43 protein-coding genes are annotated in these 25,170 nt (G+C 46.3%); 1 reads left to right on the top strand and 42 read right to left on the bottom strand.

Annotated elements, in window-relative coordinates:
* Window positions 1–2 precede the first annotated feature (2 nt).
* The 3 genes from amrA to P22_RS06240 are packed head-to-tail and all read right to left on the bottom strand — an operon-like array spanning window position 3 to window position 2,120.
* Window positions 3–524, bottom strand: coding sequence for an AmmeMemoRadiSam system protein A (amrA, locus tag P22_RS06250; RefSeq protein ID WP_054259378.1), 522 nt, complete (start codon window positions 522–524; stop codon window positions 3–5).
* A 1-nt stretch (window position 525) separates the two neighbouring features.
* On the bottom strand, window positions 526–1,365 hold the full coding sequence (amrB, locus tag P22_RS06245; protein ID WP_054259377.1) for an AmmeMemoRadiSam system protein B: 840 nt from the start codon (window positions 1,363–1,365) through the stop codon (window positions 526–528).
* Window positions 1,366–1,403: 38 nt separating this feature from the next.
* A complete protein-coding gene (locus P22_RS06240) occupies window positions 1,404–2,120 on the bottom strand; it encodes an N-acetylmuramoyl-L-alanine amidase family protein (protein WP_235814567.1) in 717 nt (238 codons plus the stop codon).
* Between the two features lie 344 nt (window positions 2,121–2,464).
* Between P22_RS06240 and P22_RS06235 the strand changes: the two genes are divergently transcribed.
* Window positions 2,465–3,268 carry a transglycosylase domain-containing protein gene (locus P22_RS06235; protein WP_054259375.1) on the top strand — a complete coding sequence of 268 codons (804 nt, stop codon included), beginning with the start codon at window positions 2,465–2,467 and terminating at the stop codon, window positions 3,266–3,268.
* Window positions 3,269–3,479: 211 nt separating this feature from the next.
* Here P22_RS06235 and rpsI read toward each other — a convergent pair whose 3' ends face one another.
* The 39 genes from rpsI to tuf form a co-directional block, all read right to left on the bottom strand.
* A complete protein-coding gene (gene rpsI, locus P22_RS06230; protein WP_054259374.1) occupies window positions 3,480–3,872 on the bottom strand; it encodes a 30S ribosomal protein S9 in 393 nt (130 codons plus the stop codon).
* Window positions 3,873–3,893: 21 nt separating this feature from the next.
* Window positions 3,894–4,334 (bottom strand): 50S ribosomal protein L13, encoded by a 441-nt coding sequence (rplM, locus tag P22_RS06225; RefSeq protein WP_054259373.1) that lies wholly within the window; start codon window positions 4,332–4,334, stop codon window positions 3,894–3,896.
* A gap of 256 nt (window positions 4,335–4,590) precedes the next feature.
* The gene (truA, locus tag P22_RS06220; RefSeq protein WP_054259372.1) at window positions 4,591–5,358 is read right to left on the bottom strand and encodes a tRNA pseudouridine(38-40) synthase TruA; all 768 of its coding nucleotides are present in this window, start codon (window positions 5,356–5,358) and stop codon (window positions 4,591–4,593) included.
* A gap of 15 nt (window positions 5,359–5,373) precedes the next feature.
* Window positions 5,374–6,195, bottom strand: coding sequence for an energy-coupling factor transporter transmembrane component T family protein (locus P22_RS06215; protein ID WP_054259371.1), 822 nt, complete (start codon window positions 6,193–6,195; stop codon window positions 5,374–5,376).
* On the bottom strand, window positions 6,195–7,055 hold the full coding sequence (locus P22_RS06210) for an energy-coupling factor transporter ATPase (RefSeq protein WP_054259370.1): 861 nt from the start codon (window positions 7,053–7,055) through the stop codon (window positions 6,195–6,197). Before P22_RS06210 ends, P22_RS06215 begins: the two co-directional genes overlap by 1 nt.
* A complete protein-coding gene (locus P22_RS06205; protein WP_054259369.1) occupies window positions 7,046–7,879 on the bottom strand; it encodes an energy-coupling factor transporter ATPase in 834 nt (277 codons plus the stop codon). The genes P22_RS06210 and P22_RS06205 overlap by 10 nt, the downstream gene beginning before the upstream one ends.
* A gap of 268 nt (window positions 7,880–8,147) precedes the next feature.
* Window positions 8,148–8,486: a 50S ribosomal protein L17 gene (rplQ, locus tag P22_RS06200; RefSeq protein ID WP_054259368.1), complete on the bottom strand. Its 339-nt coding sequence runs from the start codon at window positions 8,484–8,486 to the stop codon at window positions 8,148–8,150.
* 16 nt (window positions 8,487–8,502) lie between these two features.
* Entirely contained in the window at window positions 8,503–9,462 is a 960-nt protein-coding gene (locus tag P22_RS06195) for a DNA-directed RNA polymerase subunit alpha (protein ID WP_054259367.1), read from the bottom strand.
* Between the two features lie 90 nt (window positions 9,463–9,552).
* Window positions 9,553–10,179 carry a 30S ribosomal protein S4 gene (gene rpsD / locus P22_RS06190; RefSeq protein ID WP_054259366.1) on the bottom strand — a complete coding sequence of 209 codons (627 nt, stop codon included), beginning with the start codon at window positions 10,177–10,179 and terminating at the stop codon, window positions 9,553–9,555.
* A gap of 27 nt (window positions 10,180–10,206) precedes the next feature.
* The gene (gene rpsK / locus P22_RS06185; protein WP_054259365.1) at window positions 10,207–10,599 is read right to left on the bottom strand and encodes a 30S ribosomal protein S11; all 393 of its coding nucleotides are present in this window, start codon (window positions 10,597–10,599) and stop codon (window positions 10,207–10,209) included.
* Window positions 10,600–10,613: 14 nt separating this feature from the next.
* Window positions 10,614–10,988: a 30S ribosomal protein S13 gene (gene rpsM, locus P22_RS06180; RefSeq protein ID WP_054259364.1), complete on the bottom strand. Its 375-nt coding sequence runs from the start codon at window positions 10,986–10,988 to the stop codon at window positions 10,614–10,616.
* A 16-nt stretch (window positions 10,989–11,004) separates the two neighbouring features.
* The gene (gene rpmJ, locus P22_RS06175; RefSeq protein ID WP_054259363.1) at window positions 11,005–11,118 is read right to left on the bottom strand and encodes a 50S ribosomal protein L36; all 114 of its coding nucleotides are present in this window, start codon (window positions 11,116–11,118) and stop codon (window positions 11,005–11,007) included.
* Window positions 11,119–11,198: 80 nt separating this feature from the next.
* Window positions 11,199–11,417 carry a translation initiation factor IF-1 gene (infA, locus tag P22_RS06170; protein WP_054259362.1) on the bottom strand — a complete coding sequence of 73 codons (219 nt, stop codon included), beginning with the start codon at window positions 11,415–11,417 and terminating at the stop codon, window positions 11,199–11,201.
* A gap of 24 nt (window positions 11,418–11,441) precedes the next feature.
* Window positions 11,442–11,732: a KOW domain-containing RNA-binding protein gene (locus P22_RS06165; protein WP_054259361.1), complete on the bottom strand. Its 291-nt coding sequence runs from the start codon at window positions 11,730–11,732 to the stop codon at window positions 11,442–11,444.
* Between the two features lie 11 nt (window positions 11,733–11,743).
* Window positions 11,744–12,490 (bottom strand): type I methionyl aminopeptidase, encoded by a 747-nt coding sequence (gene map / locus P22_RS06160; protein ID WP_054259360.1) that lies wholly within the window; start codon window positions 12,488–12,490, stop codon window positions 11,744–11,746.
* Window positions 12,487–13,140: an adenylate kinase gene (locus P22_RS06155; protein WP_054259359.1), complete on the bottom strand. Its 654-nt coding sequence runs from the start codon at window positions 13,138–13,140 to the stop codon at window positions 12,487–12,489. Before P22_RS06155 ends, map begins: the two co-directional genes overlap by 4 nt.
* Before the next feature lie 16 nt (window positions 13,141–13,156).
* Entirely contained in the window at window positions 13,157–14,413 is a 1,257-nt protein-coding gene (gene secY, locus P22_RS06150; protein WP_054259358.1) for a preprotein translocase subunit SecY, read from the bottom strand.
* Complete coding sequence (rplO, locus tag P22_RS06145; protein WP_054259357.1) at window positions 14,414–14,854, bottom strand: 50S ribosomal protein L15; 441 nt, start codon at window positions 14,852–14,854, stop codon at window positions 14,414–14,416.
* A gap of 21 nt (window positions 14,855–14,875) precedes the next feature.
* The gene (gene rpmD / locus P22_RS06140) at window positions 14,876–15,061 is read right to left on the bottom strand and encodes a 50S ribosomal protein L30 (protein ID WP_054259356.1); all 186 of its coding nucleotides are present in this window, start codon (window positions 15,059–15,061) and stop codon (window positions 14,876–14,878) included.
* A gap of 19 nt (window positions 15,062–15,080) precedes the next feature.
* Window positions 15,081–15,581, bottom strand: coding sequence for a 30S ribosomal protein S5 (rpsE, locus tag P22_RS06135; RefSeq protein ID WP_054259355.1), 501 nt, complete (start codon window positions 15,579–15,581; stop codon window positions 15,081–15,083).
* Between the two features lie 18 nt (window positions 15,582–15,599).
* Window positions 15,600–15,968: a 50S ribosomal protein L18 gene (gene rplR / locus P22_RS06130; RefSeq protein WP_054259354.1), complete on the bottom strand. Its 369-nt coding sequence runs from the start codon at window positions 15,966–15,968 to the stop codon at window positions 15,600–15,602.
* A 28-nt stretch (window positions 15,969–15,996) separates the two neighbouring features.
* On the bottom strand, window positions 15,997–16,545 hold the full coding sequence (rplF, locus tag P22_RS06125; protein ID WP_054259353.1) for a 50S ribosomal protein L6: 549 nt from the start codon (window positions 16,543–16,545) through the stop codon (window positions 15,997–15,999).
* A 25-nt stretch (window positions 16,546–16,570) separates the two neighbouring features.
* Window positions 16,571–16,969 carry a 30S ribosomal protein S8 gene (rpsH, locus tag P22_RS06120; RefSeq protein WP_054259352.1) on the bottom strand — a complete coding sequence of 133 codons (399 nt, stop codon included), beginning with the start codon at window positions 16,967–16,969 and terminating at the stop codon, window positions 16,571–16,573.
* Between the two features lie 30 nt (window positions 16,970–16,999).
* Window positions 17,000–17,185, bottom strand: a complete 186-nt coding sequence (locus P22_RS06115) for a type Z 30S ribosomal protein S14 (RefSeq protein WP_054259351.1) — start codon at window positions 17,183–17,185, stop codon at window positions 17,000–17,002.
* 22 nt (window positions 17,186–17,207) lie between these two features.
* Window positions 17,208–17,747, bottom strand: a complete 540-nt coding sequence (gene rplE / locus P22_RS06110) for a 50S ribosomal protein L5 (protein ID WP_054259350.1) — start codon at window positions 17,745–17,747, stop codon at window positions 17,208–17,210.
* A 24-nt stretch (window positions 17,748–17,771) separates the two neighbouring features.
* Complete coding sequence (gene rplX / locus P22_RS06105) at window positions 17,772–18,110, bottom strand: 50S ribosomal protein L24 (RefSeq protein ID WP_054259349.1); 339 nt, start codon at window positions 18,108–18,110, stop codon at window positions 17,772–17,774.
* A gap of 19 nt (window positions 18,111–18,129) precedes the next feature.
* On the bottom strand, window positions 18,130–18,498 hold the full coding sequence (gene rplN / locus P22_RS06100; protein ID WP_054259348.1) for a 50S ribosomal protein L14: 369 nt from the start codon (window positions 18,496–18,498) through the stop codon (window positions 18,130–18,132).
* Between the two features lie 71 nt (window positions 18,499–18,569).
* Window positions 18,570–18,827: a 30S ribosomal protein S17 gene (rpsQ, locus tag P22_RS06095; RefSeq protein ID WP_054259347.1), complete on the bottom strand. Its 258-nt coding sequence runs from the start codon at window positions 18,825–18,827 to the stop codon at window positions 18,570–18,572.
* Window positions 18,828–18,938: 111 nt separating this feature from the next.
* Entirely contained in the window at window positions 18,939–19,142 is a 204-nt protein-coding gene (gene rpmC, locus P22_RS06090; protein WP_054259346.1) for a 50S ribosomal protein L29, read from the bottom strand.
* A complete protein-coding gene (rplP, locus tag P22_RS06085; RefSeq protein ID WP_054259345.1) occupies window positions 19,132–19,587 on the bottom strand; it encodes a 50S ribosomal protein L16 in 456 nt (151 codons plus the stop codon). Before rplP ends, rpmC begins: the two co-directional genes overlap by 11 nt.
* Window positions 19,587–20,255 carry a 30S ribosomal protein S3 gene (gene rpsC, locus P22_RS06080; protein ID WP_054259344.1) on the bottom strand — a complete coding sequence of 223 codons (669 nt, stop codon included), beginning with the start codon at window positions 20,253–20,255 and terminating at the stop codon, window positions 19,587–19,589. Before rpsC ends, rplP begins: the two co-directional genes overlap by 1 nt.
* Window positions 20,256–20,277: 22 nt before the next feature.
* A complete protein-coding gene (rplV, locus tag P22_RS06075; protein ID WP_054259343.1) occupies window positions 20,278–20,610 on the bottom strand; it encodes a 50S ribosomal protein L22 in 333 nt (110 codons plus the stop codon).
* Window positions 20,611–20,655: 45 nt separating this feature from the next.
* On the bottom strand, window positions 20,656–20,937 hold the full coding sequence (gene rpsS, locus P22_RS06070) for a 30S ribosomal protein S19 (protein WP_054259342.1): 282 nt from the start codon (window positions 20,935–20,937) through the stop codon (window positions 20,656–20,658).
* A 22-nt stretch (window positions 20,938–20,959) separates the two neighbouring features.
* The gene (gene rplB / locus P22_RS06065; RefSeq protein WP_054259341.1) at window positions 20,960–21,787 is read right to left on the bottom strand and encodes a 50S ribosomal protein L2; all 828 of its coding nucleotides are present in this window, start codon (window positions 21,785–21,787) and stop codon (window positions 20,960–20,962) included.
* Between the two features lie 27 nt (window positions 21,788–21,814).
* Window positions 21,815–22,102: a 50S ribosomal protein L23 gene (gene rplW / locus P22_RS06060; RefSeq protein WP_054259340.1), complete on the bottom strand. Its 288-nt coding sequence runs from the start codon at window positions 22,100–22,102 to the stop codon at window positions 21,815–21,817.
* Window positions 22,102–22,728 carry a 50S ribosomal protein L4 gene (gene rplD, locus P22_RS06055; protein ID WP_054259339.1) on the bottom strand — a complete coding sequence of 209 codons (627 nt, stop codon included), beginning with the start codon at window positions 22,726–22,728 and terminating at the stop codon, window positions 22,102–22,104. The genes rplW and rplD overlap by 1 nt, the downstream gene beginning before the upstream one ends.
* A 78-nt stretch (window positions 22,729–22,806) precedes the next feature.
* The gene (gene rplC, locus P22_RS06050; RefSeq protein WP_054259338.1) at window positions 22,807–23,448 is read right to left on the bottom strand and encodes a 50S ribosomal protein L3; all 642 of its coding nucleotides are present in this window, start codon (window positions 23,446–23,448) and stop codon (window positions 22,807–22,809) included.
* A 15-nt stretch (window positions 23,449–23,463) separates the two neighbouring features.
* Window positions 23,464–23,775 carry a 30S ribosomal protein S10 gene (gene rpsJ, locus P22_RS06045; protein WP_054259337.1) on the bottom strand — a complete coding sequence of 104 codons (312 nt, stop codon included), beginning with the start codon at window positions 23,773–23,775 and terminating at the stop codon, window positions 23,464–23,466.
* 173 nt (window positions 23,776–23,948) lie between these two features.
* Window positions 23,949–25,151 carry an elongation factor Tu gene (gene tuf / locus P22_RS06040; protein WP_054259336.1) on the bottom strand — a complete coding sequence of 401 codons (1,203 nt, stop codon included), beginning with the start codon at window positions 25,149–25,151 and terminating at the stop codon, window positions 23,949–23,951.
* Window positions 25,152–25,170 lie beyond the last annotated feature (19 nt).

Here is a 25,170-nt window from a genome sequence, read left to right as displayed (position 1 = left end):
CGTTACGTATAACGTGCAACCGTAAATCGATAAAGCTGTACTGGTTCCTGTTGGCCGATTCCGGCCTTGTCTTTGGCAATGGCAACCTGTTCTTCGACCGTATCCACGCCCGGCAGCATGGGAAGCAACAATCCCCGGCGATGGCCAGAGGAGACGATTACGCCATATTTCTGCGGTTCAAGCTCCGCCAAACTTCGGATGGCTTCCGGCGGCTCCAGAATATCTACTGAAAAAGAAATCTCGTCCAGTTCTTGTTCGGTTACTGCGGGAAAGCGAGGATCCTGCGTTCCGGCACTGACTGCGTTGTGGATAATTTCGGCGGCAATATTGCTTTGAACCGGTTGAAAGGTTCCGATACAGCCGCGCAACTGTCCCTGTTTTTTCAACGATACAAAAACACCGGCTCGTGTCTGCCATTTAGCCGGCAAATTCACCGGAACGTCCAGCAAGCTGCCGGTGGCAAGATAATGTCTGAGGCTCTTTGCAGCCAGTTCTACCGGGAAACTCCTCTCGTTTACCGGCATACTATTTCCCTCCTTGTACGGTGGGTGTAAGCAAAACAATACCGTATCCGACACCAAACGGTCCCTCATAGGACAGTACTTTGCCCTGCATAGCCAGTCCGCCAGCCACGCCCAGTAAAAAACAAATGGGGCGCAGGCCGCATTCACCCGCTTCGGCTATCATTTGTTTATCTAGATTTAAAATGGTTTTGCTATCGAGTGCTGCTAATGCAGTCAAAACCTGTCTGTCAAAATTTGCCCCGGACGGGCTATAGCCATGCGGCGACTGCGGCAGTAAACGGTGTGACAAATCCCCGGAGGCAATGACCGTCACCCGCTTGTCCGCCATGCCGATAGCTCCTTGTACCGCTTTACCGAAAGTGTACATTTCCTCATAAGGCAAATTTCCTACCGACAAATGTACCAGTTGTCCTTTGAAACCGGTTTTATGTAAATAATATAGCGGCACCAAGGCACCATGATCCAAGGCTAACGGAAACCGGTAGTTTTTCGCCAGATCGTCGGTCAATTGTACCAGATTAACTCCCAGCCGGTCCGCTTTTTTTATAATATGGCGGCTCAAAAATCCATCGGTTTCGAAGCCCAGGACAACATCCGGTGCACCAAAGGCCCCTAAATTTCCCTTCAGCCGGGGATGAATACTGATGCTGACCGAATCTTCAAAAGCAGGGCCATGAGGGCTAATAATCACTACGGTTTGCACATTATCGTCTTTTATCTTCCGGGCTACCTCCTCTACAGCCGTGATAGTTGAACGAATGGTATGAACTTCGTCCTTGCCGACTTCGGGGATCATAATCGGTGGATGAGGCAGTAAAGCACAGGACACTAAATTGTTCATGGCGCTCAATTCCTCCCGCATATTACAATGAATTCAGTTTATTGTCCCGCATTTTTGCTGAAATGATACGCTAACGCCTTGGCAATATGCCCGGCTAATTCTTCCTGATAGGCCGGATCGGCTAACCGGGAAGCTTCTTTTTTATTTGTCAGATATCCGGTTTCAACAAGAACACCGGGAACTTTGATTCCATTCAACATTAAAATATGCAAATCCTGCTTTGCCTGCCTGCGATTACCCGGAGGAAAATCTTTTAATGCCCGCTGCATAACCTCTGCCAGTTGCTTGCTTTGTTCAAATTTGGGACTGTAAAAAACCTGGGCTCCCGATAAATCCGGCCCCTTAATGGCATTACAGTGAATACTGACGAACACTTCGGGCTGTGCTTGCTCTATTTTGTCAATCCGGGTTAACAAATCGTTGCGTTTGCCGCCTTTTCCCCGTGTATAGTAATCATTGTCACCCTCACGGCTTAAAAATATTACAGCACCATGATCCTGTAATATTTTTGTAACTTTTCCAGCTATCGCCATATTAACTTCTTTTTCAATGACACCGTGACCGCTGGCCCCGCTGTCAATCCCCCCATGCCCCGGGTCAATGGCAATCCGCCGCCCCTGTAAATTCTCCAGATTCACATTTTCAATGTCGTCGGCTGCCAGAAAACGTATAGCCAAATAATTCAAAACTACAACCGCCACACTGAAAACAGCAAGCCATTGCCAATTTTTACGCTGGATGGACACTATCCGCATGCTCATCCCTCCGCACCAAATTCTTCCGGCATACCGGAACCATTTCTACAATCATACTACGGAAGGCAGCGTCCTATGACTGTCTAGCACCTTGACCGGCTAAAAATTCCGGTTAGATTGCGGAGATTTTTTGCCATGCGCGCATATCAGGAATGATGGAAGATGACGACAACGCAGGTTTACGGAAAATATACCGTCAGTATCCACAAGATTAGGATTGATACGGTACTAGTCCGTACTATAGTCAAAAAGTAAGATCTGGAGTAGAATAATAGTATCGGAGTTTTACAGACCAGTTGTCATAAAACCCGGCATCCGCTGTTTTAACATAACAGGAGGGCATTATGCGTATCAAGAGATTCTTGCTATTTCTCATGATTTTATTCTTAGCATCTTTCTGGTGGGCCGGCGGCACAAGCATCTTGTCGGTTCTATCAGAAAAAAAAACGAATTTGGCACCGCGGGTTACTCAGTTCGCTGAAGTGGAACTGCCTGCCGGCGAAGTAAATGTAACCGGGATCGGTCAGCGCCTATACCGTATCGTTGCTTTAAAAACCGCAGTACAGTCCAAATTAAATACAGAAAGTTATGTCCCTCTGGCCGATATTCCCATCGCCATGCAGCAGGCCATTATTTCTGTTGAAGATAATCGCTTCTATCAGCATATTGGTCTTGACATTGAAGGTATACTGCGTGCCACATTGGTCAATATGCAGGCCGGGGCCATTGCCGAAGGCGGCAGTACCATTACCCAGCAACTGGTAAAGAATATTTTCCTGTCCCATGACCAAACTATGGGACGCAAGGTAGAAGAAGCCCTCCTTTCCTTGGATATGGAGCTTCGTTATTCCAAGGAAGAAATACTGGAGATGTATCTGAACAGTATTTATTTTGGCTCGGGGGCTTACGGGATCGGACCGGCAGCCCAAATTTATTTTGGTAAACAGCCGGCCGACTTAAATCTCGCTGAAATCGCCATGTTGGCCGGACTGCCTAATGCCCCTTCCCTCAATTCCCCTTATGTTGATTTTGGAGCAGCAAAAAAACGTCAGGCCATCGTTCTTGGTTCCATGGTGAAAAACGCTTACATCGGCCCCTCCACCGCAGAGGAAGCCAAACTGACTCCTATCACGCTGGCAAAAGAATAACAGGACAAAAATGCAGCCCGGCAATAAGTTCCCGGGCTGCATTTTTTGTAAATATTAACTCATAAACCATGGGCAGTCAGTCAAAGCTATAATTTGATATAGTTTCTCTTTGACCTGTCACTAATGAATAAAATTTCAGCTTGTTTTAGCTGCTTAAAGCAAAAGAAACCCCGCAAACTCAACATTTGCAGGGTTTCTATCGTTAAAAATATTAACGTTTGGAAAACTGAGAGGCTTTACGCGCTTTTTTAAGGCCATATTTACGACGTTCTTTTTCGCGCGGGTCACGGGTCAGAAATCCTGCTTTTTTCAAAGCCGGACGATATTCCAGATCCACTCTCAGCAAAGCTCTGGCAATACCATGACGGATAGCGCCTGCCTGACCGGAGGGGCCGCCTCCTTCTACCTTAGCCAATACATCATATTTACCAATAGTTTCTGTTAAATTCAACGGCTGCTTTACGATTAATTCAAGGGTTTTTAAACCAAAGTACTCAACAAGCGGACGACCGTTAATAATAACGTTGCCTTCACCCGGAACCAGACGAACTCTGGCAACCGAAGTTTTTCTGCGGCCTGTGCCGTAGTAGTTAACTAATGCCATACTATGTTCCTCCTTCCGGTATTATCTAATATCAATTTCCAGTACTTCCGGCTTTTGAGCTTCATGTGGATGCGCCGAACCTTTGTAAACATTCAATTTACGGAACATTTGGCGTCCCAGGCTGTTTTTCGGCAGCATGCCTTTTACAGCCAGTTCAATGACTCTTTCCGGTCTGTCTGCCAGCATTTTTCCGGCAGTAGTAAACGTGGTTCCTCCAGGATAGCCTGAATGACGGAAATATGTTTTTTGAATCAATTTCTTGCCGGTAAATGCTACCTTATCCGCATTAACTACGATAACATGGTCACCGGTATCCACATGCGGAGTAAAAGTCGGTTTATGTTTACCGCGAAGAATTTTTGCTACTTCAGCGGCTAATCTACCTACGGTTTTGCCTTCTGCGTCTATAACATACCATTTACGTTCTACATTGGCTGCATTTGCCATAAACGTTGTTTTCATAGTATCCCTCCTTGTTACAAACATTACGGGTCCAAATCGATTACATTCCTTGATTCCGGGGCTAATGGAATACATGGCATAAATCTCATAAAAACATTGTAATCAATCCGACTTTCAATGTCAAGGATAATCACTTGCAAAGCGCAACTTTTTTATAAATTGAATAAAAAATGTAATGTTTTATTTCCAACAGGTAATATAAGTACGTGTCTGCCGCATGGTCCAGCACCAAACATGAATTGACTGCTCCAGACCGTTAATAAAAAATTTCTTTTAAATACAATCCCTGCGGCGGTGCGGTCATACCGGCCTTTGTACGGTCACCGCCAGCCAAAATGCAGGAAAAATCAGCTTTGCTCAGTTTATCCATTCCCACCTCAATAAGCGTCCCCACCAGATTGCGCACCATATGATAGAGAAACCCGGTTCCCCAAAAAGACAATTCCAGGATGCTTTCCTCTCTACGGCACGCTGCCGACAATATGGTTTTTACCGGGTCACGCCTCGGCCCGCCGGCTGCCTGGAAAGCGGAAAAATCATGGGTACCCACCACTACCTGCAGGGCTGAATGTATAGCCTCCACATTAAGCTTATGCCTGATGTGCCAGGCATAATGCCGCAAAAAAGGATCTGCCGTTTCCTGTTGATAAATACGGTATACATATACTTTACTTTGGGCGCTAAACCGTGCATGGAACTGCTGCCCCACTTCTTCGGCCCGTTTCACCACAATATCAGGCGGCAGCAGTCCTTTTAAAGCCGGTGCTATCCGCTCGCCAGGAATACGGGTATAGGTAAAAAAGTTAACTACCTGCCCATAGGCATGTACTCCGGTATCGGTTCGTCCGGCACCAGCGACGCTCACTTTATGACGGCACAGCCTTTCCAGACAGTTTTCCAGCACCTCCTGCACGGTCAGAGCATTTTTCTGACGCTGAAAACCGTGATAGGCCGTTCCGTCATAAGCAATCGTAAGCTTAATATTGCGAGGTGTATCTTGACTATCAGCCAATGGCAGGGTCATGCTCCTGGCAACCTCCTATCCTACGGGCAGTGCTCCGCCTAATAACAGCCTTAGAGTCACTAAGATGCCAAATAACGCCAAAACCAGCGTAAACGCGGCCATGTCACGGCCGGAAAAAGCCAGTTCCCTCATTCGTGTCCGTTTTTCGCCGCCGCGATAACATCTGGCTTCCATGGCAGTAGCCAGTTCGTCGGCCCGGCGGAAGGCACTGACAAACAAGGGGACCAACAGCGGTATCATATTTTTACTCCGCTTGATGATATTCCCGGAAGTAAAATCCGCCCCCCGGGATGCTTGTGCTTTCATAATGCGGTCGGTTTCATCCAGTAAAGTGGGAATAAAGCGCAGGGCAATCGTCATCATCATCGCCAGTTCATGGGCCGGCAACCCGATTTTTTGAAAGGGCTTAAGTAAGCGCTCAATAGCATCGGTCAATGCAATGGGCGAGGTGGTGAACGTCAATAACGATGAAACTACAATAAGTAAAACCAGCCGTGCAGCCATCAGTGTGCCCTGCCTTACCCCCTCCTGTGTGAGGGTAAGCGGCCCTAATGAGACAATGGTCACGCCGGGCGTGCTGAAAAAATGAATGATGAGTGTGAGCAGAATGATCATCCACAATGGTTTAACCGATTTAGCGACCATAATAAAAGGAATGGAAGACAGCCAGGTTACTCCCAGCACAAAAAGCAGGATAAGTGAATAGGCTAGATAATTGGTGGCCAGCAGCACCGCCGATATGATAAGTAAAACGGCAATAATCTTGGTGCGGGGATCAAGCTGGTGTACCGGAGAATTCCCGGGAAAATACTGTCCCAGTGTAATATCGGTTAACATCATTTTCGCCCCCTGACTGCCTCAGCAATAGTAGCTACGCCTTCCTCCAGAGTGATGGCCGTATCATCCACCGCCAGACCTTTTGCCTTGATGGTTGCTAACAGTGCTGTTACAGGCGGCACATCTACCCCGGCCTCCTTCAAATTTTCCCGGTATCTGGTAAAAATTGTCCGAGGTTCACCGTCCTGACAAATATGGCCATGATGCATCACAATAAGACGGTTTGCCATACTAGCGATTTCTTCCATTTGATGTGAAACCAAAATCACGGTAATTCCTGTTTCCTGATACAGCCGCCTGATATGTTCAAAGATTTCATTACGCCCCCTGGGGTCAAGGCCGGCCGAAGGTTCATCCAGAATCAAATATTCCGGCTGCATGGCGATCACTCCGGCAATGGCCACCCGGCGCATCTGTCCGCCACTGAGTTGAAAAGGGGACCGTTTGGCAAAAGTGTCGAAGTCCAGCCCGGCAAAGGCGATTCCCATCCGCACCCGGCGTTCCACCTCTTCCGGCAGCAGTCCTAAGTTGCGTGGCCCAAACGCAATATCATCATAGATGGTTTCTTCAAACAGCTGGTGCTCCGGATATTGAAAAACCATGCCGATTTTTTGCCGGGCTTGTTTTACGTCCAGTCCTTTTCCAGCCAGATTCACCCCTTCTACCAGCACTTCACCGCTGGTTGGCTTAAGCAGTCCGTTAAGATGCTGAATTAAAGTGGATTTTCCTGAGCCGGTATGCCCAATGATACCGACAAACTCTCCCTGCTTAATTTCCAGATTTATATTTTCAATGGCCACACGCTGGTAGGGAGTACCCTGCATATAGACATGGGTCACTTCATGCAAAACTATGGACATAGCGCCACCGCCAATGCCTCGTTGGTAATGATGCCCGCCGGCAGGTCTATGTTTTGTTGTTGCAGCCGATACACCACTTCAGCGGCAACCGGCACATCCAGGCCAATCTCTTTTAATATTTGAACCCGACTGAACACCTGCTGCGGCGTTCCGTCCAGCACGATATTCCCTTGATCCATAACAATCACACGATCGGCGGTGACCGCTTCCTCCATAAAATGAGTAATATAAATAACGGTCATACCTTCCTTTTCATGCAGGTTGTGCACGGTGCCTAGCACCTCATGACGCCCTTGTGGATCCAGCATGGCCGTCGGTTCGTCCAGCACCAGGCATTCTGGACGCATTGCCAGTACCCCGGCAATAGCGATCCGTTGCTTTTGTCCTCCGGACAAAAGATGTGGTGCATGCATACGATACTCTTCCATACCGACAAGAGCCAGTGCCTCCGCTACCCGTCCGGTAATTTCAGTAGAGGAAAGCCCCAGATTTTCCGGCCCAAAAGCCACATCTTCCTCTACAATGGTAGCCACAATCTGATTATCCGGATTCTGAAAAACCATACCTACGTTTTGCCTGATTTGCCAGATATGTTCCGGTTTTGTTGTATCCATACCCAATACGTGGCAGTATCCCTGGGTTGGCTGCAACAGGGCGTTGAAGTGGCGGGACAGGGTCGATTTTCCTGAACCATTGGTCCCAATGACAGCAATAAATTCTCCACGCCGTATTGTTAAATCAATGTGTCGCAGTGCAGCCACGCGCCTGCCCTCATTGTCAGTATAGTGATAGCCCATACCTTCCAGTTTTGCAAACTCTTGCATGATTTCTCTCCCATAACGATATAAGTTAATATGATGATGTGACGCTGCAGAGTGCCGGAGGTTTATTTTTATTGTCTAGACTGTTCAAGCACAGTGCATTTTAGAAAACAAAAATAAATACCTGTCACCGTGCACTGCCGGCTATGCAGCTACTGTATATTGCGATCTATTTCATGAGTTCGAAGCTCGCTTGCTCAAAAAAGAGCAAACGAACGTCGACACCACGAAAAAGCGAAATAAAGACGACCAAATGGTCGCCTTCATTTTACTACACCAATTCCAGAATCGCCATCGGTGCAGCATCACCGCGCCGGGGACCAAGTTTCATGATGCGGGTATATCCGCCCTGTCTGTCGGCATATTTAGGTGCAATTGAGTCAAACAATTTTTTTACGACTTCTTCATCCATGAGGTATGATAAAACTTGGCGGCGAGCATGCAAATCGCCACGCTTGGCTAAGGTAATCATTTTTTCGGCCAAACCGCTGATTTCTTTAGCCTTTGCTTCTGTTGTTTCAATACGCTCGTATGCAAAGAAGGAAGTCAATATACTGCGAAATAGTGCTTTACGTGCACTAGAGTCACGTCCTAACTTTCTATAAGCCACTTGCTTCTTCCCTCCCCTACTCTTCAGTTTCGGCTAGCGAAAGTCCAAGTTCAACGAGTTTTTTCTTGACTTCTTCCATTGATTTACGTCCGAGATTACGGACCTTCATCATATCGTCTTCCGTCTTTTGAACTAATTCTGCTACCGTATTAATTCCAGCGCGTTTCAGACAGTTATAGGAACGTACCGAAAGATCCAAATCTTCAATGGTCATTTCCAGCGTTTTGGATGTTCCTTCTTGCGGTGCTTCATTGAACGTTCCTTCTGTTCCTTCTTCCTCTGCTGGGATACCTGCCATATTTTGGAATAGTTTAAGATGGGCAATCATAATTCCGGCAGCTTTGCTGACAGCCTCTTCCGGCCTTATACTGCCATCAGTCCACACTTCCAAGGTCAATTTATCATAATTGGTTACATTGCCGACACGAGTATCAGTAGTGTTGTAATTAACCCGCTGAATAGGTGAAAAAATTGAATCAATGGGGATAACTCCGATAACATGTTCAGGTCTTTTGTTCTTATCAGCAGAAACATACCCGCGACCACGCTCTACGGTGATTTCCATTTTTAGTGAACCGCTGGCATCGACGGTAGCCAAATGTATATCCGGATTCAGTATTTCCACATCGGCATCAGCAAGGATATCCGCAGCGGTAACTTCACCTTCCCCGGTAAAATCCACCCGTAAAACCTTTGGCTCATCCGTATGCATTTTTATGCACAGTTCTTTCAGGTTTAAAATAATGTCGGTAACGTCTTCCCGTACACCGGGAATGGTAGAAAATTCGTGAAGCACGCCTTCGATTTTTACCGAAGTAACCGCCGCTCCGTGAAGCGAAGAGAGGAGGATACGCCTCAAACTATTCCCCAACGTAGTACCATACCCCGGCTCTAACGGCTCACAAACAAATTTTCCATATCGACTGTCTTCACTAATTTCTACGATTTCGATGTTCGGTTTTTCGATATCGTTCATCCGAAAAAAACCCTCCTCTTTGCGCACTGCTGAAGTTACGCTATAACCCACGGCTGAGGGTAAATTGCTAGTTTCTACTACACACAGTTGTTATCTGGAGTATAGTTCAACGATAAGATGTTCTTGAATTGGAATGTCAATTTCCTCACGGTTGGGGTAGCGTACTACTTTACCACTTAAATCGGCGGCTGAAAGCTCCAGCCAGGCAGGAACGGTTTTGCTGCCGATTCCTTCTGCTACTTCTTTCATAATCGGTGATTCTTTGCTGCTTTCATGGACCTGGATCACATCTCCGGCTTTAATTTGATAGGACGGAATGTTAACCCGGCGTCCGTTGACAGTGAAATGTCCATGACGCACCAATTGCCTGGATTGATTCCGGCTGCTGCCAAAGCCCAGACGGTAAACTACATTATCCAGTCTTCTTTCTAATAATACCAGCAAATTTTCACCGGTAATACCTTTTTGGCGGTCAGCTTTGTCAAAGTAAGCACGGAACTGACGTTCTAAAATACCGTATGCACGGCGTGCTTTTTGTTTTTCACGAAGCTGAATACCATATTCAGAAACTTTCTTACGGCCCTGGCCATGTTGACCAGGCGCGTAACCACGTTTGGAAAACGCGCATTTGTCGCTGTAGCATCTATCACCCTTCAGATACAGCTTTACGCCTTCACGACGGCACTGTCTGCAAACAGGTCCTATATATCTAGCCATTCTCTCTTAAGCACCTCCCGAAAATCCTTATACTCTTCTCCGTTTAGGCGGACGGCATCCGTTATGCGGAACCGGTGTACAATCTTTAATCAGATTGACCTCCAAGCCTGCGGCCTGCAGTGAGCGGATAGCCGCTTCACGTCCGGCACCAGGTCCTTTTACAAAAACCTCAATCTGTTTTAGGCCATGTTCCATTGCGGCTTTAGCAGCCGTTTCGGCAGCCATCTGGGCAGCAAAAGGAGTGCTTTTACGTGAACCGCGAAATCCCAGTCCGCCGGCACTGGCCCAAGACAGCGCATTACCTTTCGTATCGGTAATAGTAACAATTGTATTATTGAAGGTCGAACGGATGTGGGCTACACCATGTTCGATATTTTTACGCTCTTTTCTTTTGGGTCTAACTACTTTTTTCGCAACCACTCTTTATCCCTCCTTTACGCTTTCTTACGTTTCGCTCCAACAGTCCGCTTGGGTCCTTTGCGGGTACGGGCATTTGTTTTAGTACGTTGTCCCCGTACAGGCAAGCCCATACGATGACGTCTTCCCCGGTAGGAACCGATTTCAATCAAACGCTTAATGTTGAGTTGTTCTTCACGACGCAGGTCGCCTTCCACTTTGTAGTTCTTATCAATTGCTTCACGCAGCTTTGACACTTCTTCTTCTGTGAGATCCCGCGTGCGAGTGTCAGGATTGATACCGGTGGCAGCCAGTACTTGTTTTGACAGAGTAAGTCCAATGCCGTAAATATATGTTAATGCAATCTCAATTCTTTTATCGCGCGGTAAATCAACTCCGGCAATACGAGCCATCTATACATACACCCCCTTAACCTTGTTTTTGCTTATGCTTAGGATTTTCACAAATCACCATGACATTGCCATGACGTTTAATAACCTTGCATTTTTCACAAATGGGTTTGACCGACGGTCTTACTTTCATTTGCTTCTTCCTCCTTGAGTCTGTTTTATCTACACTGCAAACGTTATATTAAAAACAAACTCTGTAAATTATTTTGCAGCTTATTTGAAACGATAGGTAATGCGGCCCCGTTTCAAATCATACGGTGTAAGTTCCACCGTTACCCTATCCCCGGGCAGTATGCGGATAAAATTCATCCGGATTTTACCGGATACATGAGCCAGCACAACATGCCCGTTCTCTAGTTCAACTTGAAACATGGCATTCGGTAAAGCCTCGACGACAGTACCTTCCACTTCAATTACGTCTTGTTTGGACACGAGATGTCCCTCCTCGTCCGCTTATCACAGATTATCCGGCCTTACTAAACAAGCAATAGCCTGACGGACAGCTTCATCAGTAACTTTTTCACCTGCAGTCAGTTTTTTTGCCATTTCAACACTGACAAGCTGCCAAGCCCTAACATGCCGGATGTTCTTTTTCTTTGGTTTGGCTACGGAATGGTTGCAGCCGTTTGCCACATAAATATAGGGAGGCTTATCATCGATACCCACCACTATATAATCAGCGCCATGATCACGCCCGGCAACACTTGTTACAAGTTGGCCAAGAACGACATGTTGATCGTCTTGCACAGCCGTGCCTCCTATAATTTGGTCAAAATTTCCGGTCCATTATCCGTAATGGCCACGGTATGCTCAAAGTGTGCCGAAGGTTTTTTGTCCAGTGTTACGACTGTCCATCCGTCATCCAGGGCTTTCACTTCAAAAGTTCCCATATTGATCATGGGCTCTATAGCCAGCGTCATACCGGATTTTAATCGTGGGCCGCGTCCAGGGCTGCCATAATTCGGGATTTGGGGATCTTCATGCATATTCCGTCCAATACCGTGTCCGACATAATCGCGCACTACGCCGTAACCGTACTTTTCAGCATGGGACTGAACCGCGTGGGATATATCGCTAAGGCGATTGCCAGAAATGGCCTGTTCAATCCCTTTATACAGCGACTGTTCAGTAACATCAAGAAGTTTCTGCATTTCGGCGTCCACTTCTCCAACCGGCAGGGTAACTGCGGAATCCCCATTATATCCATTAATTACCGCTCCGATATCAATACTTACATTATCTCCGTTTTTTAACTTTCTTAATCCTGGAATTCCGTGTACCACTTCTTCATTTACCGAAGCACAAATATTGCCGGGGAAGCCGTGATAGCCCTTAAAGGCGGGAGTCGCACCACGGTTTTTTATATATTTTTCGGCGATTTGATCCAGTTCCAGGGTAGTAACTCCCGGCTTAATCGCTTTCTTAATCTCGACAAAAGTCTCAGCGACAATCTGACCGGCATCGCGCAAATACTCAATCTCCCTATCGGATTTAAGGATAATCATACCGCTGAGCCTCGCAGACTATTCATAATATCGGTAAATACCTTGCCAATTTCCTGACGGCCGTCAATCTCACTGTACAAACCTTGTGTCCGATAATACTCAATCAAAGGTTCGGTCTGCTTGGCATATACACTCAGCCTGTTTGCCACCGTAGCTTCACTATCATCAGCACGCTGATACAATTCTCCGCTGCATTTATCGCACTTACTGTCCGCTGCCGGCGGATTAAAAGTGACATGATAGGTTGCACCACAGTTTTTACAAATACGGCGTCCGGTAATGCGACTGATCAAATCTTCCGCGGGAACAGTGATATTTACCACACGGGTCAGGCTAATTCCCAAATCCTTAAGAGTACTGTCCAAAGCATTGGCCTGATCCAGGGTTCGTGGAAAACCGTCTAAGATAAAACCTTTTTTGCAGTCAGCTTTCGTCAGTCTTTCCTTAACAATGCCGATTGTTACCGCATCCGGCACCAATTGCCCGGCATCCATGCAGGCTTTCGCCTGTTTGCCAAGTTCAGTGCCTTCCTTCACCGCCGCCCGGAACATATCTCCGGTAGAAATGTGGGGTATCCCAAGCTTCTCTACCAATTGCACCGCCTGAGTTCCCTTACCGGCACCAGGCGGTCCCATTAACAGGATGTACATTTGAACTTACTCCTCTCTACTTCATGAAGCCTTGATAATGACGCATCAATACCAGCGCCTCAATTTGCTTCATTGTGTCAAGAGCCACCCCTACAATAATCAGGAGTGCAGTACCGCCAAAATATACCCCTTGGATGTTGGTAACAGCAGCCACGAAATTTGGCAGTATTGCAATAATCGCCAGGAAAACTGATCCAGCAAGGGTGATCCTAGTCATTACGCGATCTAAATAGTCAGCAGTCGGTTTACCCGGGCGTAACCCTGGAATAAAACCGCCGTGTTTTTTCATGTTCTCTGCCATATCCGATATATTCAAGGTAACCGCAGTATAGAAATACGTGAAAAATATAATGAGCAGTGCATACAATACTGTTTGCAGCGGCGTGCCCCACGCAAACCATCCTGCCACGGTTTTTACCCAGGGAACATTAATAAACTGGGCAATGGTTACCGGGAACATGAGCACGGATGACGCAAAGATTATCGGAATAACACCCGCTTGATTGACTCGAAGCGGAATATGTGTGGAATGTCCGCCGTACATCTTCCGGCCGACTACCCGTTTAGCATATTGCACGGGAATTCTACGTTGCCCCTGTTGAATCGCAATAACAAATACAATCATTGCAAGGGCAATTAGTGCAAATAATAGTACATTATACCATTGAATGGTACCTGCCGCCAAATATTTGTAGATGACATACAATCCATCGGGAAGTCTTGATACGATACCAGCAAAGATAATCAGTGATATACCGTTTCCTATTCCTTTTTCAGTGATTTGTTCACCCAGCCACATCAGAAAGGTAGTTCCGGCAGTTAGTGTTACAGCTATCAATAAGATTGATCCGATGCCCGGACTGACAATGGCGGCTTTTAGACCGATTGCCATACCCATAGCCTGGATAAAACCTAAGAGCACTGTTCCATAACGGGTAATTTGGGTAATTTTCTTTCGCCCTTCGTCGCCTTCTTTGGCCCACTGCTCAAACTTCGGCACTACTACCGTCAGGAGCTGCATGATAATGGAAGCATTAATATAAGGCGTAATACTCATAGCAAATACTGAAAACTTACTTAATGCACCACCGGAAAATAAATCAAGCAGACCGAATAAGTTTCCTTGGGTAAACATCTGCTCGATAACCGCGGCATTAACCCCAGGGACTGGAATATGTGTTCCGGCTCTAAATACCAAAAACATTGCCAGCGTAAATAAAACTTTTTGTCTTAATTCAGTTATTTTGAGTATATTGGAAAGGGCTGAAAGCACCTATACCACCTCTACTTTTCCGCCAGCAGCAGTAATCTTGTCGGTTGCTGATTTGGTAAAACCGTTTGCTTTAACGGTAAGTGACTTAGTCAGTTCGCCGTTACCCAAAATCCGCACGCCATCAAGAACCTTTTTCACCAACCCACTGTTTACTAAAGCTTCTAAATCAACGGTAGCACCGTTTTCAAAACGGTTAAGCTCCGACACATTGATCTCGGAATATTCTTTAGCAAATTTGTTGAAAAAACCACGTTTCGGCAGTCTGCGATAAATCGGCATTTGGCCGCCTTCGAAGCCAGGGCGGACGCCGCCGCCAGAACGTGCATTCTGACCTTTATGTCCTTTACCCGAAGTTTTTCCAAGACCGGAACCAAGTCCACGTCCAACACGGGTACGCACTTTTTTTGAACCAGGCGCAGGAGTTAACTCATGTAATTTCACTTATAGCGCCTCCTCTCAACTTTAGTCTTGTACTTTTTCTACTGTAAGCAGATGTTCTACTTTGCGGATCATACCATTAATTACCGCATTATCTTCTTGTATTACCGAGCTATTTGTTTTACCTAAGCCCAAAGCTCTTACTGTGGCACGCTGATCTTCAGGTCTGCCAATCAAGCTTCTGGTAAGGGTAATTTTGAGTTTTGCCACTTTGTTTCCTCCTTTAGGCTTAGCCCAAAAGTTCTTGAACGGTTTTACCGCGAAGTTCTGCAACTTTCTCAGCCCGTTTCAATTGCTCAAGACCCTGTAATGTTGCACGAACAGCATTATTGGCATTAGCTGAACCCAGCGATTTGGTCAGGATGTCATGAATGCCTGCCAGTTCAAGTACGGCACGTACAGGACCGCCGGCAATAACACCGGTACCTTCGGAAGCCGGTTTTAAAAGCACCTTCCCTGCACCAAAAATTCCCACTATCTCGTGAGGAATCGTAGTACCAACCAATGGAACTTTTATGAGATTTTTCTTGGCATCTTCAATGCCCTTTCGGATTGCTTCAGGTACTTCGGAAGCCTTACCCAGACCTGCGCCAACATGACCGTTCTCGTCGCCGACAACAACCAATGCGCTGAAGGAAAAGCGTCGACCGCCTTTAACCACTTTGGCTACCCGATTGATGAATACAACTTTTTCTTTCAACTCAAGACTTGTGTAGTCAATTCTGGCCATTAATGTCCCTCCTTCTTCCTAAAATTCCAGCCCTGCTTCACGTGCTGCCGCTGCCAAAGCAGCTACTCTGCCGTGATAAATATAACCGCCACGGTCAAATACGACTTTACTGATTCCTTGCGCCAAAGCCCGTTTGGCAATTTCAGCCCCGACTACTTTAGCCGCTTCAATATTTCCGCCATATTCCAGTTTTCCCTTAACTTCTTTATCCAGCGTACTGGCTGAGACAAGAGTTGTTCCTGTCTGATCGTTAATGATCTGAGCATAGATATGCGTCAAACTCCGAAAGACATTCAGGCGAGGTCTTTCTGCTGTTCCCAGTATGTTCTTACGGACTCTGCGGTGTCTTTTTTGGCGTGACACGTTTTTGTTTTCTCTACGAAGCAAGGTGTTCACTCCTTTCTATCTAAGAATCTTACTTCTTACCTTTACCGCCGGCTTTACCTACTTTACGGCGAATCACTTCACCTTCATATTTAATGCCCTTGCCTTTATACGGTTCGGGTTCTCTGTAACCACGGATTTTAGCGGCTAAAGCGCCTACCGCTTCTTTGTCGGTTCCCGATACAACGATTTTGTTTGGAGCAGGAACGTCAATGCTCAAGCCTTTAGGCGGTTCCACTTCCAAAGGGTGCGAAAAGCCTAAGGTCAGTGCCAGTTTTGTACCGGATTTGGCCGCTCTGTAACCAACACCTGCGATTTCCAGGGTTTTACTGAAACCAGTTGTTACACCGGTAACCATATTTGCGATCAGTGTACGGGTTAAACCGTGCAGGGATCTGTGTTCTTTTTCATCGGATGGTCTTTTTACCAACAGTGTGTCCTTTTCCAATTCCAAAATCATATCTTTATGAACAGTACGGGTAAGTTCGCCTTTAGGTCCTTTTACCGTTACCACGTTGCCATCTATTTTGAGGGTTACGCCTGCCGGAATAGCAATCGGTGTTCTCCCAATTCTTGACATCTTGTGCACCTCCTAACTTCAAAAATTACCAAACATATGCTAGTACTTCGCCGCCCAGTCCATTATGGCGCGCTTGTTTGTCCGTCATAATTCCCTTAGACGTCGAAATGATTGCAATACCAAGGCCGCCCAATACGCGCGGCAGTTGATCTCTTTTTGCATAAACCCGAAGTCCCGGTTTGGAAATACGTTTAATACCGGTGATAACTTTTTCGCGGTTCGGGCCGTATTTTAAGCTCACCCGGATCACGCCCTGTTTATCATCACTGATTAGTTCGTAATCCTTTATGAAACCTTCGTCTTTAAGAATGGCAGCAACTGCCTGCTTAATTTTAGAGCCCGGAATTTCTACTTTATCATGATAAACCGAATTCGCATTACGTAAACGTGTCAGCATATCGGCTATTGGATCGGTCATTACCATTAATACAACCTCCTTCCTATTCCTTCCTGTCTACCAGCTAGCTTTGGTTACCCCTGGAATAGCACCTTTGTAGCTTAATTCCCTGAAGCAAATACGGCACATTTCAAATTTCCGCAAATAGCCGTGTGGACGACCGCAAACTTTGCATCTGTTGTATTTGCGCACTTTGAATTTAGGCTCGGCTTTCCATTTTTCAATTAATGCCTTTTTAGCCACAAATTTCCCTCCTTATTACGCATTACGCGCTGAATGGCATACCCATTAGCCTTAACAGTTCCCTGGCCTCTTCGTCCGTTTTCGCTGTTGTTACGATAATAATGTCCATACCGCGAAGTTTATCAATTTTATCGTACTCAATTTCAGGGAAAATTAACTGTTCCTTAACGCCGAGTGTATAATTTCCGCGTCCGTCGAAAGCACGGGGGCTTACACCGCGGAAGTCACGTACACGGGGCAGCGCAACATTCAGCAACTTATCTAAAAATTGATACATACGCTCGCCACGCAGGGTAACTTTAGTTCCGATAGCCATCCCTTCACGAATCTTAAAGGCAGCGATTGATTTTTTTGCCCGGGTTACAACCGGTTTTTGTCCGGCAATCGTAGTCAGGTCGCCAACCGCTGCATCTAACGCTTTGGGATTTCCCACCGCTTCGCCGACACCCATGTTGAGAACAACTTTTTCAATTTTGGGGATTTCCATAACATTTTTGTAGCCGAACTTTTCCATCAAAGCTTTCGCTACTTCATTGGTATATTTCTCTTTTAATCTGGCCATGTGCAGTTACCTCCTTTCCGCGTGTTATTTCTCTTTATCAATGATTTCGCCGCATTTTTTGCAGACACGTACCGATTTTCCGCTCGCCAGTACATTCTTCTTAATGCGGGTAGGTTTTTCACATGCGGAACATACCAGCATGACTTTAGATGAGCTAAGAGGAGCTTCTTTGACCAAAATACCGCCCTGCGGCAGTTTCTGGCTGGGTTTTGTATGGCGTTTCACCGTGTTTACGCCTTCTACAATAACCTTGCTCTTCTTGGGTAAAGCTTCGATAATTTTACCTTTTTTACCTTTATCTTTACCTGATAACACAATAACGGTGTCACCTTTTTTCACATGCAGTTTATTGGTTGCAGCCACTTACCGACACCTCCTAACGTTAGATTACTTCCGGTGCCAACGAGATAATTTTCATAAAATCTTTTTCTCTGAGTTCTCTCGCTACCGGCCCAAAAATACGCGTACCTCTGGGACTTTTATCTTCTTTAATTACCACTGCTGCATTTTCATCAAAACGAATATATGAGCCGTCGGCACGACGTAATCCTTTTTGGGATCGTACAACGACAGCTTTTACCACATCACCTTTTTTAACTACGCCACCAGGAGATGCATCTTTGACTGCTGCCACGATAACATCGCCAATATTAGCATATTTGCGGAAAGAACCGCCTAAAACCCGGATACACATAATTTGTTTGGCACCGGTGTTATCAGCAACATTGAGGATTGTCTGTTGTTGGATCATCTTTATCCCTCCTTCACAAAATGCGAGGTGCGAGGGTCAATTAACGCACATCGGACACCCGCGAATCGACATTATTTTGCTCTTTCGATAATTTCTACAACTCTCCAACGCTTATCCTTGGACAACGGACGAGTTTCCATGATTTCCACGGTATCGCCAATATGACTTTCATTATTTTCATCATGAGCTTTAAATTTAACCGTCTTTTTTACTGCTTTTTTATATAGCGGATGCGGTACCAAGCGTTCGACAGCCACGACAACCGTTTTTTCCATCTTATCGCTGACCACTTTACCAATACGGGTTTTGCGCTCGTTTCTTTCGGTCACGTTCTAACATCCTCCTTCCGTCCTGCTTGAAAGATTGTTTTGTACTCTGGGACCAAAATCAATCTTTACTTTATTTTGAGAACGTCCGTTTATTCCATGCCCCAGGCTGGTTTATGCCTGCTCAGCTTTGATTTCTTGCTCACGTTGTACAGTTTTGATGCGGGCTATCGTCTTCTTGACCTCTTTTATCCGCATAGGGTTTTCCAGCTGTCCGGTAGCAAGTTGGAACCGCAGGTTAAACAACTCTTCTTTAAGGCCGGCTAGTTTCTGATCCAGTTCAGCCGCACTCATATCGCGGATATCTTTAGCCTTCATCTACTTCACCACCCACTTCTGACTGCTCTTTAGCCACTTCTTCCCGTTTTACAAATTTAGTCTTAATAGGAAGTTTATGTGCTGCTAAACGCATTGCCTCTTTCGCCACTTCTTCGCTGACTCCGTCCATCTCAAACATAATGCGTCCGGGTTTTACCACGGCTACCCAGTATTCCGGTGAACCTTTACCACTACCCATACGGGTCTCAGCCGGTTTTGCCGTAATCGGTTTATCCGGGAAAATTTTTATCCAAACTTTACCGCCACGTTTAATATAACGGGTCATCGCAATACGGGCTGCTTCGATCTGGCGGTTGGTAATCCAGGCCGGTTCAAGCGCAGCCAGTCCGAACTCACCATGGGAAACAGTATTGCCCCGGTTCGCTTTGCCTTTCATACGTCCACGAAATTGCTTACGATGTTTTACTCTTTTTGGCAGTAGCATTATTGTTCGCTCCCTTCAACAGCGGCAGCGGTCTTTTTTACTTCCGGTAAAATTTCACCTTTATAGATCCAGACTTTTACACCGATACGGCCGTAAGTAGTATGAGCTTCTGCTGTACCATAATCAATATCCGCTCTTAATGTGTGCAAAGGAATGCTGCCTTCGCGGTAGCTTTCGCTGCGTGCAATTTCTGCACCGCCCAAACGTCCGCCTACCATCACTTTAATACCTTTTGCGCCAAGACGCATGGTACGGGTTACCGATTGTTTCATTGCCCGTCGGAAAGCAATACGTCTTTCCAATTGCGCCGCAATATTTTCCGCCACTAGAGTAGCGTCCAATTCTGGCTGTTTAATTTCAGAAATATTGAGATCGACTTGTTTGTCGGTTAATTTTTTAAGACCTTTTTTTAGTTCCTCGATACCGGCGCCGCCACGACCAATAACCATACCAGGTTTTGCTGTATGGATAGTAACTTTCACACGGTTGGCCGCACGTTCGATAAGGATCTGGGATACGCCAGCAGTATAGGTTTTTTCTTTAAGAAAATCACGGATTTTAATATCTTCATGCAGGTTTTTTGCATAGTCTTTGTCGGCATACCATTTCGCGTCCCAGGTCTTAATAACACCGATTCTAAGTCCATGTGGATTAACTTTTTGACCCACTTATTTTTCCCTCCTTCGCCGGTTATCTTTCTTTTACTACAACAGTTACATGACTACTGCGCTTTAAGATTTTAAAAGCTTGCCCACGTGACCTTGGGTGTATACGTTTTAAAGTAGGACCTTGGTCAACATATGCAGCAGCAATATAAAGATTATCTGCATTCATGTCGTTATTGTGTTCAGCATTGGCAACAGCTGATTTCAGCACTTTTTCAACAACTTCCGCTCCGACTTTCGGAGTAAACTTCAGGATTGCGAATGCTTCACCAACATTTTTCCCACGGATCAAATCCATAACGATACGGATTTTACGCGGTGCAATGCGAATATGTCTGGCAATTGCCTTGACTTCCATGTGTTAGCCCCCTTTCGGCAACTATTTCAAGTAACGGGTGTAATTTTATTTAAGTGAGGTTGACCTTTCGTTGTCACCATGACCTTTATAGGTACGCGTTGGTGCAAACTCACCCAATTTGTGACCTACCATATCTTCGGTTACAAACACCGGAACATGCTTACGTCCGTCATGAATCGCAATGGTGTGTCCGACAAAGCTAGGAAGAATGGTAGAGCTACGCGACCAGGTTTTGATAACCTTTTTATCATTTTTCTCATTTAAAGCATCTACTTTTTTCAGCAGGCTTTCATGAACATAGGGTCCTTTTTTTGTAGATCTCGACACCTGATTGTCCTCCCTTCTCTACCTATTTCGTCCGTCTCTTGACAATAAATTTATCAGAAGATTTCTTTTTACGGGTTTTAGCTCCCATAGCATGTTTACCCCAAGGAGTAACCGGATGCTTACGGCCGACAGGAGAGCGGCCTTCGCCACCGCCATGCGGATGGTCGATCGGATTCATAGCTACACCACGATTGGCAGGGCGGATACCAAGCCAGCGAGAACGTCCGGCTTTACCGATTGTAATATTCTCATGTTCCAGGTTGCCCACCTGGCCCACAGTAGCTTTACAATTTACATGTACCTTCCTTAACTCACCGGAAGGAAGCCGTAAAAGAGCATGATTGCCTTCCTTCGCCATCAGCTGAGCTGATGCACCGGCCGAACGAACCATCTGGCCGCCCTTGCCGATCTTCATTTCAATGTTGTGAAGCTGAGTACCAACAGGAATATTTTTAAGCGGCAATGCGTTACCGACTTTGATATCGGCTTCCGGACCGCTCATCACCTTATCTCCAACTTTCAAACCGTTCGGAGCCAGGATGTAACGTTTTTCTCCATCGACATAATGCAAGAGAGCAATACGAGCTGAGCGGTTAGGATCATACTCAATTGTGGCTACATTTGCAGGAACGCCGTCTTTATTACGCTTAAAGTCAATTATTCTATACAGGCGCTTATGGCCGCCGCCTTGGTGTCTTACCGTAAGACGACCTTGCTGATTACGCCCGGCATGTTTTTGCAGCCGTTCAACTAGTGAACGTTCCGGTTTGTCAGTGGTGATTTCAGCAAAGCTGGCCACCGTCATAAACCTTCTACCCGGAGCATAGGGTTTAAAGCTTTTTACTGCCATTTGTGCCCCTCCTTTTTACAGTTTTCGTTATACACCTTCAAAGAACTCAATACGCTCGCCAGGAGCTAATTTTACAACTGCTTTTTTAAAATCCGGGCGTTTACCTTCGGTTCTGCCCATCCGTTTGGTCTTACCCAGAACCCGCAGAGTATTTACCGCTTCTACCTTTACTTTAAATACCTGTTCAACTGCCTGGCGGATTTCTACTTTATTGGCCTGCAAGGGGACAATAAAAGTATACTTGTTATCCGCCATTAAAGCTGTCGTTTTTTCAGTAATGTATGGCCGGATTAAGATATCGCGTGCATTTGCCATTATGCCAGCACCTCCTCGATGCGATTCACGGCATCTTTCGTGATGAGCACTTTGTCATGATACAAAAGATCATATACATTGACTCCATTGGAAGCAATGGCTTTTACTCCCCGGATATTGCGCGACGATTTCTCGACATTTTCCAACGATTCGCCGGTAATAATTAAAGCTTTGCTGTCAACCGCATTAAAATCACTAAGCATCTTCACGACATCTTTCGTTTTAGGCTGTGCAAACTCAATGGCTTCCACAACAACCAGCTCTTCCGCTTTAACTTTTGCACTAAGCGCACATTTAATAGCCAAGCGGCGTTGTTTACGCGGCATTCTAAACGCATAGGAACGAGGCTGCGGTCCAAACGTAGTACCACCACCTACCCAAATAGGGGAGCGGGTGCTGCCGGCACGTGCCCGGCCTGTACCTTTTTGCTTCCACGGTTTTCTACCGCCACCGCGTACCATTCCTCTCGTCTTTGTAGCAGCTGTGCCCAAGCGTTGGCTGGCAAGTTGCATTACCACAGCTTGATGCAAAACAGCTTCGTTTACGTCTACGCCAAAAACGTTATCATTTAATTCCATTTCGCCAGTCTGTTTACCGGCAATATTATATACTGCTACTTTCGGCATATAGCACATCCTCCTTTCGTGGTTCGAGGCCCGGAATCCGCAGCACCACCTGGCTTGCAAACCACCGAACCTGTCAATTTATTTTACAGGTTTTACGGTATTTCTAATGATTACATAGCCGCCCTTCGGGCCGGGAATTGCACCCTTGATCAGAATCAAATTGCGGTCGGTATCCACCCTTACCACACTCAGGCGTTGGATTGTAACTTTTTGAGCACCCATGCGGCCAGGAAGTTTTTTGCCTTTAAATACTTTACCGCCGCCACCGCTCATGCGGGGACCGATAGAACCAGGTTCACGATGCGATTTGGAACCATGAGCCATAGGTCCGCGTCTAAAATTATGACGTTTTATACCACCGGCGAAACCTTTGCCCTTGGATGTACCGGTTACATCAACCAGTTCCCCTTCCGCAAAAATATCCGCATTAATTGATTGTCCGACAGTATATTCAGAAGCAGCAGGAAGTCTGATCTCGCGGATAAACCGAACTGCTTTGGCACCAGCTTTGGCAAAATGCCCTTTCATCGGCTTGGTGACATTTTTATCTTTAACAGCGCCAAACCCCAACTGCACTGCATTATAGCCGTCGTTTTCAACACTTTTATTTTGGAGCACAACACTTTGGCCGGCTTCCACTACCGTTACCGGAACAACCTTGCCTTCCGGAGTGAAAATTTGCGTCATACCTATTTTTTTTCCTAAAATTCCTTTAGCCATTATTGCCACCTCCTCCTACAGCTTAATTTCTATGTCCACACCAGCCGGAAGGTCCAGACGCATCAATGCGTCTACAGTCTTCGAAGTCGGTTCTACAATGTCAATCAAGCGCTTATGCGTGCGCATTTCAAACTGCTCACGGGAATCTTTATTGACATGAGGTGAACGCAGAATTGTAAAAATATTCTTCTCAGTTGGAAGTGGTATGGGACCGGAAACGGATGCACCGGTTCTTTTCGCTGTATCCACAATTCGAGCCGCACTCTGATCCAATGCTTTGTGATCATAAGCTTTGAGACGAATTCTGATTTTTTGTTGTTTAGCCATTACTTTTTCCTCCTTATCGCCCGGTTTCTATGAACGGACATTCTCCGTGAAAATTTCCCCGCAAGCTACGCGGGCAACCTCCCACGTCATCGCCTAGGAACTTATATTTACTCCTGATATAAGGGCGGCCCAACGGTCGCCCTTATATCAGGCTGTTAAACAGCCAATGAGTCTTATGCTTCGATAGCGGTTACCACACCGGCGCCAACCGTACGGCCGCCTTCGCGAATGGCAAAACGCAGTCCTTCTTCCATCGCGATCGGGGTAATCAGCTCAATTGCCATCTGAATGTTGTCGCCAGGCATTACCATTTCTACACCCTCCGGCAACGTGATCACTCCGGTTACGTCCGTCGTACGGAAGTAAAATTGCGGACGGTAGTTGGAAAAGAACGGGGTATGACGCCCTCCTTCTTCTTTGGACAGTACATATACTTCTGCTCTAAATTTGGTATGCGGTTTAATTGATCCCGGTTTGGCCAATACCTGACCGCGCTCAATGTCTTTTCTTTCCACACCTCTTAACAGCGCCCCGATGTTGTCACCGGCTACTGCCGAATCCAGAAGTTTGCGGAACATTTCTACCCCGGTTACCACCGTCGATTTTGCTTTGTCGGTCATCCCCACGATTTCTACCGTGTCACTGACTTTAATTTCGCCACGTTCTACACGACCGGTTGCCACCGTACCACGTCCGGTAATGGTGAACACGTCTTCGACCGGCATCAGGAACGGTTTGTCAGTTGCACGTTCCGGCGTCGGAATGTATTCGTCAACGGCATCCATCAATTCCATGATCTTTCCGCACCACTGGCAGTCACGTTTAGCGCAGCCGCATTCTAATGCTTTTACTGCCGATCCGCTTACTACCGGAATGTCGTCCCCAGGAAATTCGTAACTGGACAACAGTTCACGCACTTCCATTTCTACTAATTCCATCAGTTCTGCGTCGTCTACCAGGTCGGCTTTGTTCAAAAATACTACCATGGCCGGTACGCCTACCTGACGGGACAGCAGAATGTGTTCACGGGTTTGCGGCATCGGGCCGTCAGCCGCACTTACTACCAGAATAGCTCCGTCCATCTGCGCTGCTCCGGTAATCATGTTCTTTACATAGTCGGCATGTCCCGGGCAGTCCACATGCGCATAATGGCGTTTTTCCGTTTCATATTCCACGTGGGCCGTATTAATCGTAATACCGCGTTCTCTTTCTTCAGGTGCTTTGTCGATCATGTCATAAGCCATGAATTCAGCTCCGCCTGCTTTCGACAGGGTCAGCGTAATCGCTGCTGTCAGCGAGGTCTTGCCATGGTCAACGTGACCGATGGTCCCTATGTTTACATGGGGTTTATTTCTTTCAAACTTTTTCTTTGCCATTGTTTTGTTTTGCCTCCTT

Source organism: Propionispora sp. 2/2-37 (assembly GCF_001298735.1).
Classification (GTDB): Bacteria; Bacillota; Negativicutes; order Propionisporales; family Propionisporaceae; genus Propionispora.
Note: the sequence above shows the minus strand (reverse complement) of the source record. Positions and strands in the feature narration are given on the sequence as shown.

What these genes read in the sequence shown, in the direction of transcription:
- rpsJ (WP_054259337.1), bottom strand. Translation starts at nt 23,775, where the DNA reads ATGGCTAAACAACAAAAAATCAGAATTCGTCTCAAAGCTTATGATCAC.
- rpmJ (WP_054259363.1), bottom strand. Translation starts at nt 11,118, where the DNA reads ATGAAAGTAAGACCGTCGGTCAAACCCATTTGTGAAAAATGCAAGGTT.
- rplN (WP_054259348.1), bottom strand. Translation starts at nt 18,498, where the DNA reads ATGATCCAACAACAGACAATCCTCAATGTTGCTGATAACACCGGTGCC.
- rpmC (WP_054259346.1), bottom strand. Translation starts at nt 19,142, where the DNA reads ATGAAGGCTAAAGATATCCGCGATATGAGTGCGGCTGAACTGGATCAG.
- P22_RS06240 (WP_235814567.1), bottom strand. Translation starts at nt 2,120, where the DNA reads ATGCGGATAGTGTCCATCCAGCGTAAAAATTGGCAATGGCTTGCTGTT.
- P22_RS06155 (WP_054259359.1), bottom strand. Translation starts at nt 13,140, where the DNA reads ATGTACATCCTGTTAATGGGACCGCCTGGTGCCGGTAAGGGAACTCAG.
- rplP (WP_054259345.1), bottom strand. Translation starts at nt 19,587, where the DNA reads ATGCTACTGCCAAAAAGAGTAAAACATCGTAAGCAATTTCGTGGACGT.
- P22_RS06210 (WP_054259370.1), bottom strand. Translation starts at nt 7,055, where the DNA reads ATGTCCATAGTTTTGCATGAAGTGACCCATGTCTATATGCAGGGTACT.
- rplF (WP_054259353.1), bottom strand. Translation starts at nt 16,545, where the DNA reads ATGTCAAGAATTGGGAGAACACCGATTGCTATTCCGGCAGGCGTAACC.
- map (WP_054259360.1), bottom strand. Translation starts at nt 12,490, where the DNA reads ATGATTATCCTTAAATCCGATAGGGAGATTGAGTATTTGCGCGATGCC.
- P22_RS06205 (WP_054259369.1), bottom strand. Translation starts at nt 7,879, where the DNA reads ATGCAAGAGTTTGCAAAACTGGAAGGTATGGGCTATCACTATACTGAC.
- P22_RS06195 (WP_054259367.1), bottom strand. Translation starts at nt 9,462, where the DNA reads ATGAACGATATCGAAAAACCGAACATCGAAATCGTAGAAATTAGTGAA.
- rplE (WP_054259350.1), bottom strand. Translation starts at nt 17,747, where the DNA reads ATGGCCAGATTAAAAGAGAAATATACCAATGAAGTAGCGAAAGCTTTG.
- rpsM (WP_054259364.1), bottom strand. Translation starts at nt 10,988, where the DNA reads ATGGCTCGTATTGCCGGAGTTGATTTACCGCGCGATAAAAGAATTGAG.
- rplM (WP_054259373.1), bottom strand. Translation starts at nt 4,334, where the DNA reads ATGAAAACAACGTTTATGGCAAATGCAGCCAATGTAGAACGTAAATGG.
- rplB (WP_054259341.1), bottom strand. Translation starts at nt 21,787, where the DNA reads ATGGCAGTAAAAAGCTTTAAACCCTATGCTCCGGGTAGAAGGTTTATG.
- rplC (WP_054259338.1), bottom strand. Translation starts at nt 23,448, where the DNA reads ATGGCTAAAGGAATTTTAGGAAAAAAAATAGGTATGACGCAAATTTTC.
- rplV (WP_054259343.1), bottom strand. Translation starts at nt 20,610, where the DNA reads ATGGAAGTCAAGGCAATTGCCAGACATATTCGCATTGCACCGCGTAAA.
- truA (WP_054259372.1), bottom strand. Translation starts at nt 5,358, where the DNA reads ATGACCCTGCCATTGGCTGATAGTCAAGATACACCTCGCAATATTAAG.
- P22_RS06215 (WP_054259371.1), bottom strand. Translation starts at nt 6,195, where the DNA reads ATGTTAACCGATATTACACTGGGACAGTATTTTCCCGGGAATTCTCCG.
- rpsE (WP_054259355.1), bottom strand. Translation starts at nt 15,581, where the DNA reads ATGGCCAGAATTGACTACACAAGTCTTGAGTTGAAAGAAAAAGTTGTA.
- rpsH (WP_054259352.1), bottom strand. Translation starts at nt 16,969, where the DNA reads ATGGTAATGACCGATCCAATAGCCGATATGCTGACACGTTTACGTAAT.
- amrA (WP_054259378.1), bottom strand. Translation starts at nt 524, where the DNA reads ATGCCGGTAAACGAGAGGAGTTTCCCGGTAGAACTGGCTGCAAAGAGC.
- rpsI (WP_054259374.1), bottom strand. Translation starts at nt 3,872, where the DNA reads ATGGCATTAGTTAACTACTACGGCACAGGCCGCAGAAAAACTTCGGTT.
- tuf (WP_054259336.1), bottom strand. Translation starts at nt 25,151, where the DNA reads ATGGCAAAGAAAAAGTTTGAAAGAAATAAACCCCATGTAAACATAGGG.
- rpsD (WP_054259366.1), bottom strand. Translation starts at nt 10,179, where the DNA reads ATGGCTAGATATATAGGACCTGTTTGCAGACAGTGCCGTCGTGAAGGC.
- P22_RS06235 (WP_054259375.1), top strand. Translation starts at nt 2,465, where the DNA reads ATGCGTATCAAGAGATTCTTGCTATTTCTCATGATTTTATTCTTAGCA.
- amrB (WP_054259377.1), bottom strand. Translation starts at nt 1,365, where the DNA reads ATGAACAATTTAGTGTCCTGTGCTTTACTGCCTCATCCACCGATTATG.
- rplW (WP_054259340.1), bottom strand. Translation starts at nt 22,102, where the DNA reads ATGGCAAATGCACGCGATATCTTAATCCGGCCATACATTACTGAAAAA.
- rplD (WP_054259339.1), bottom strand. Translation starts at nt 22,728, where the DNA reads ATGCCGAAAGTAGCAGTATATAATATTGCCGGTAAACAGACTGGCGAA.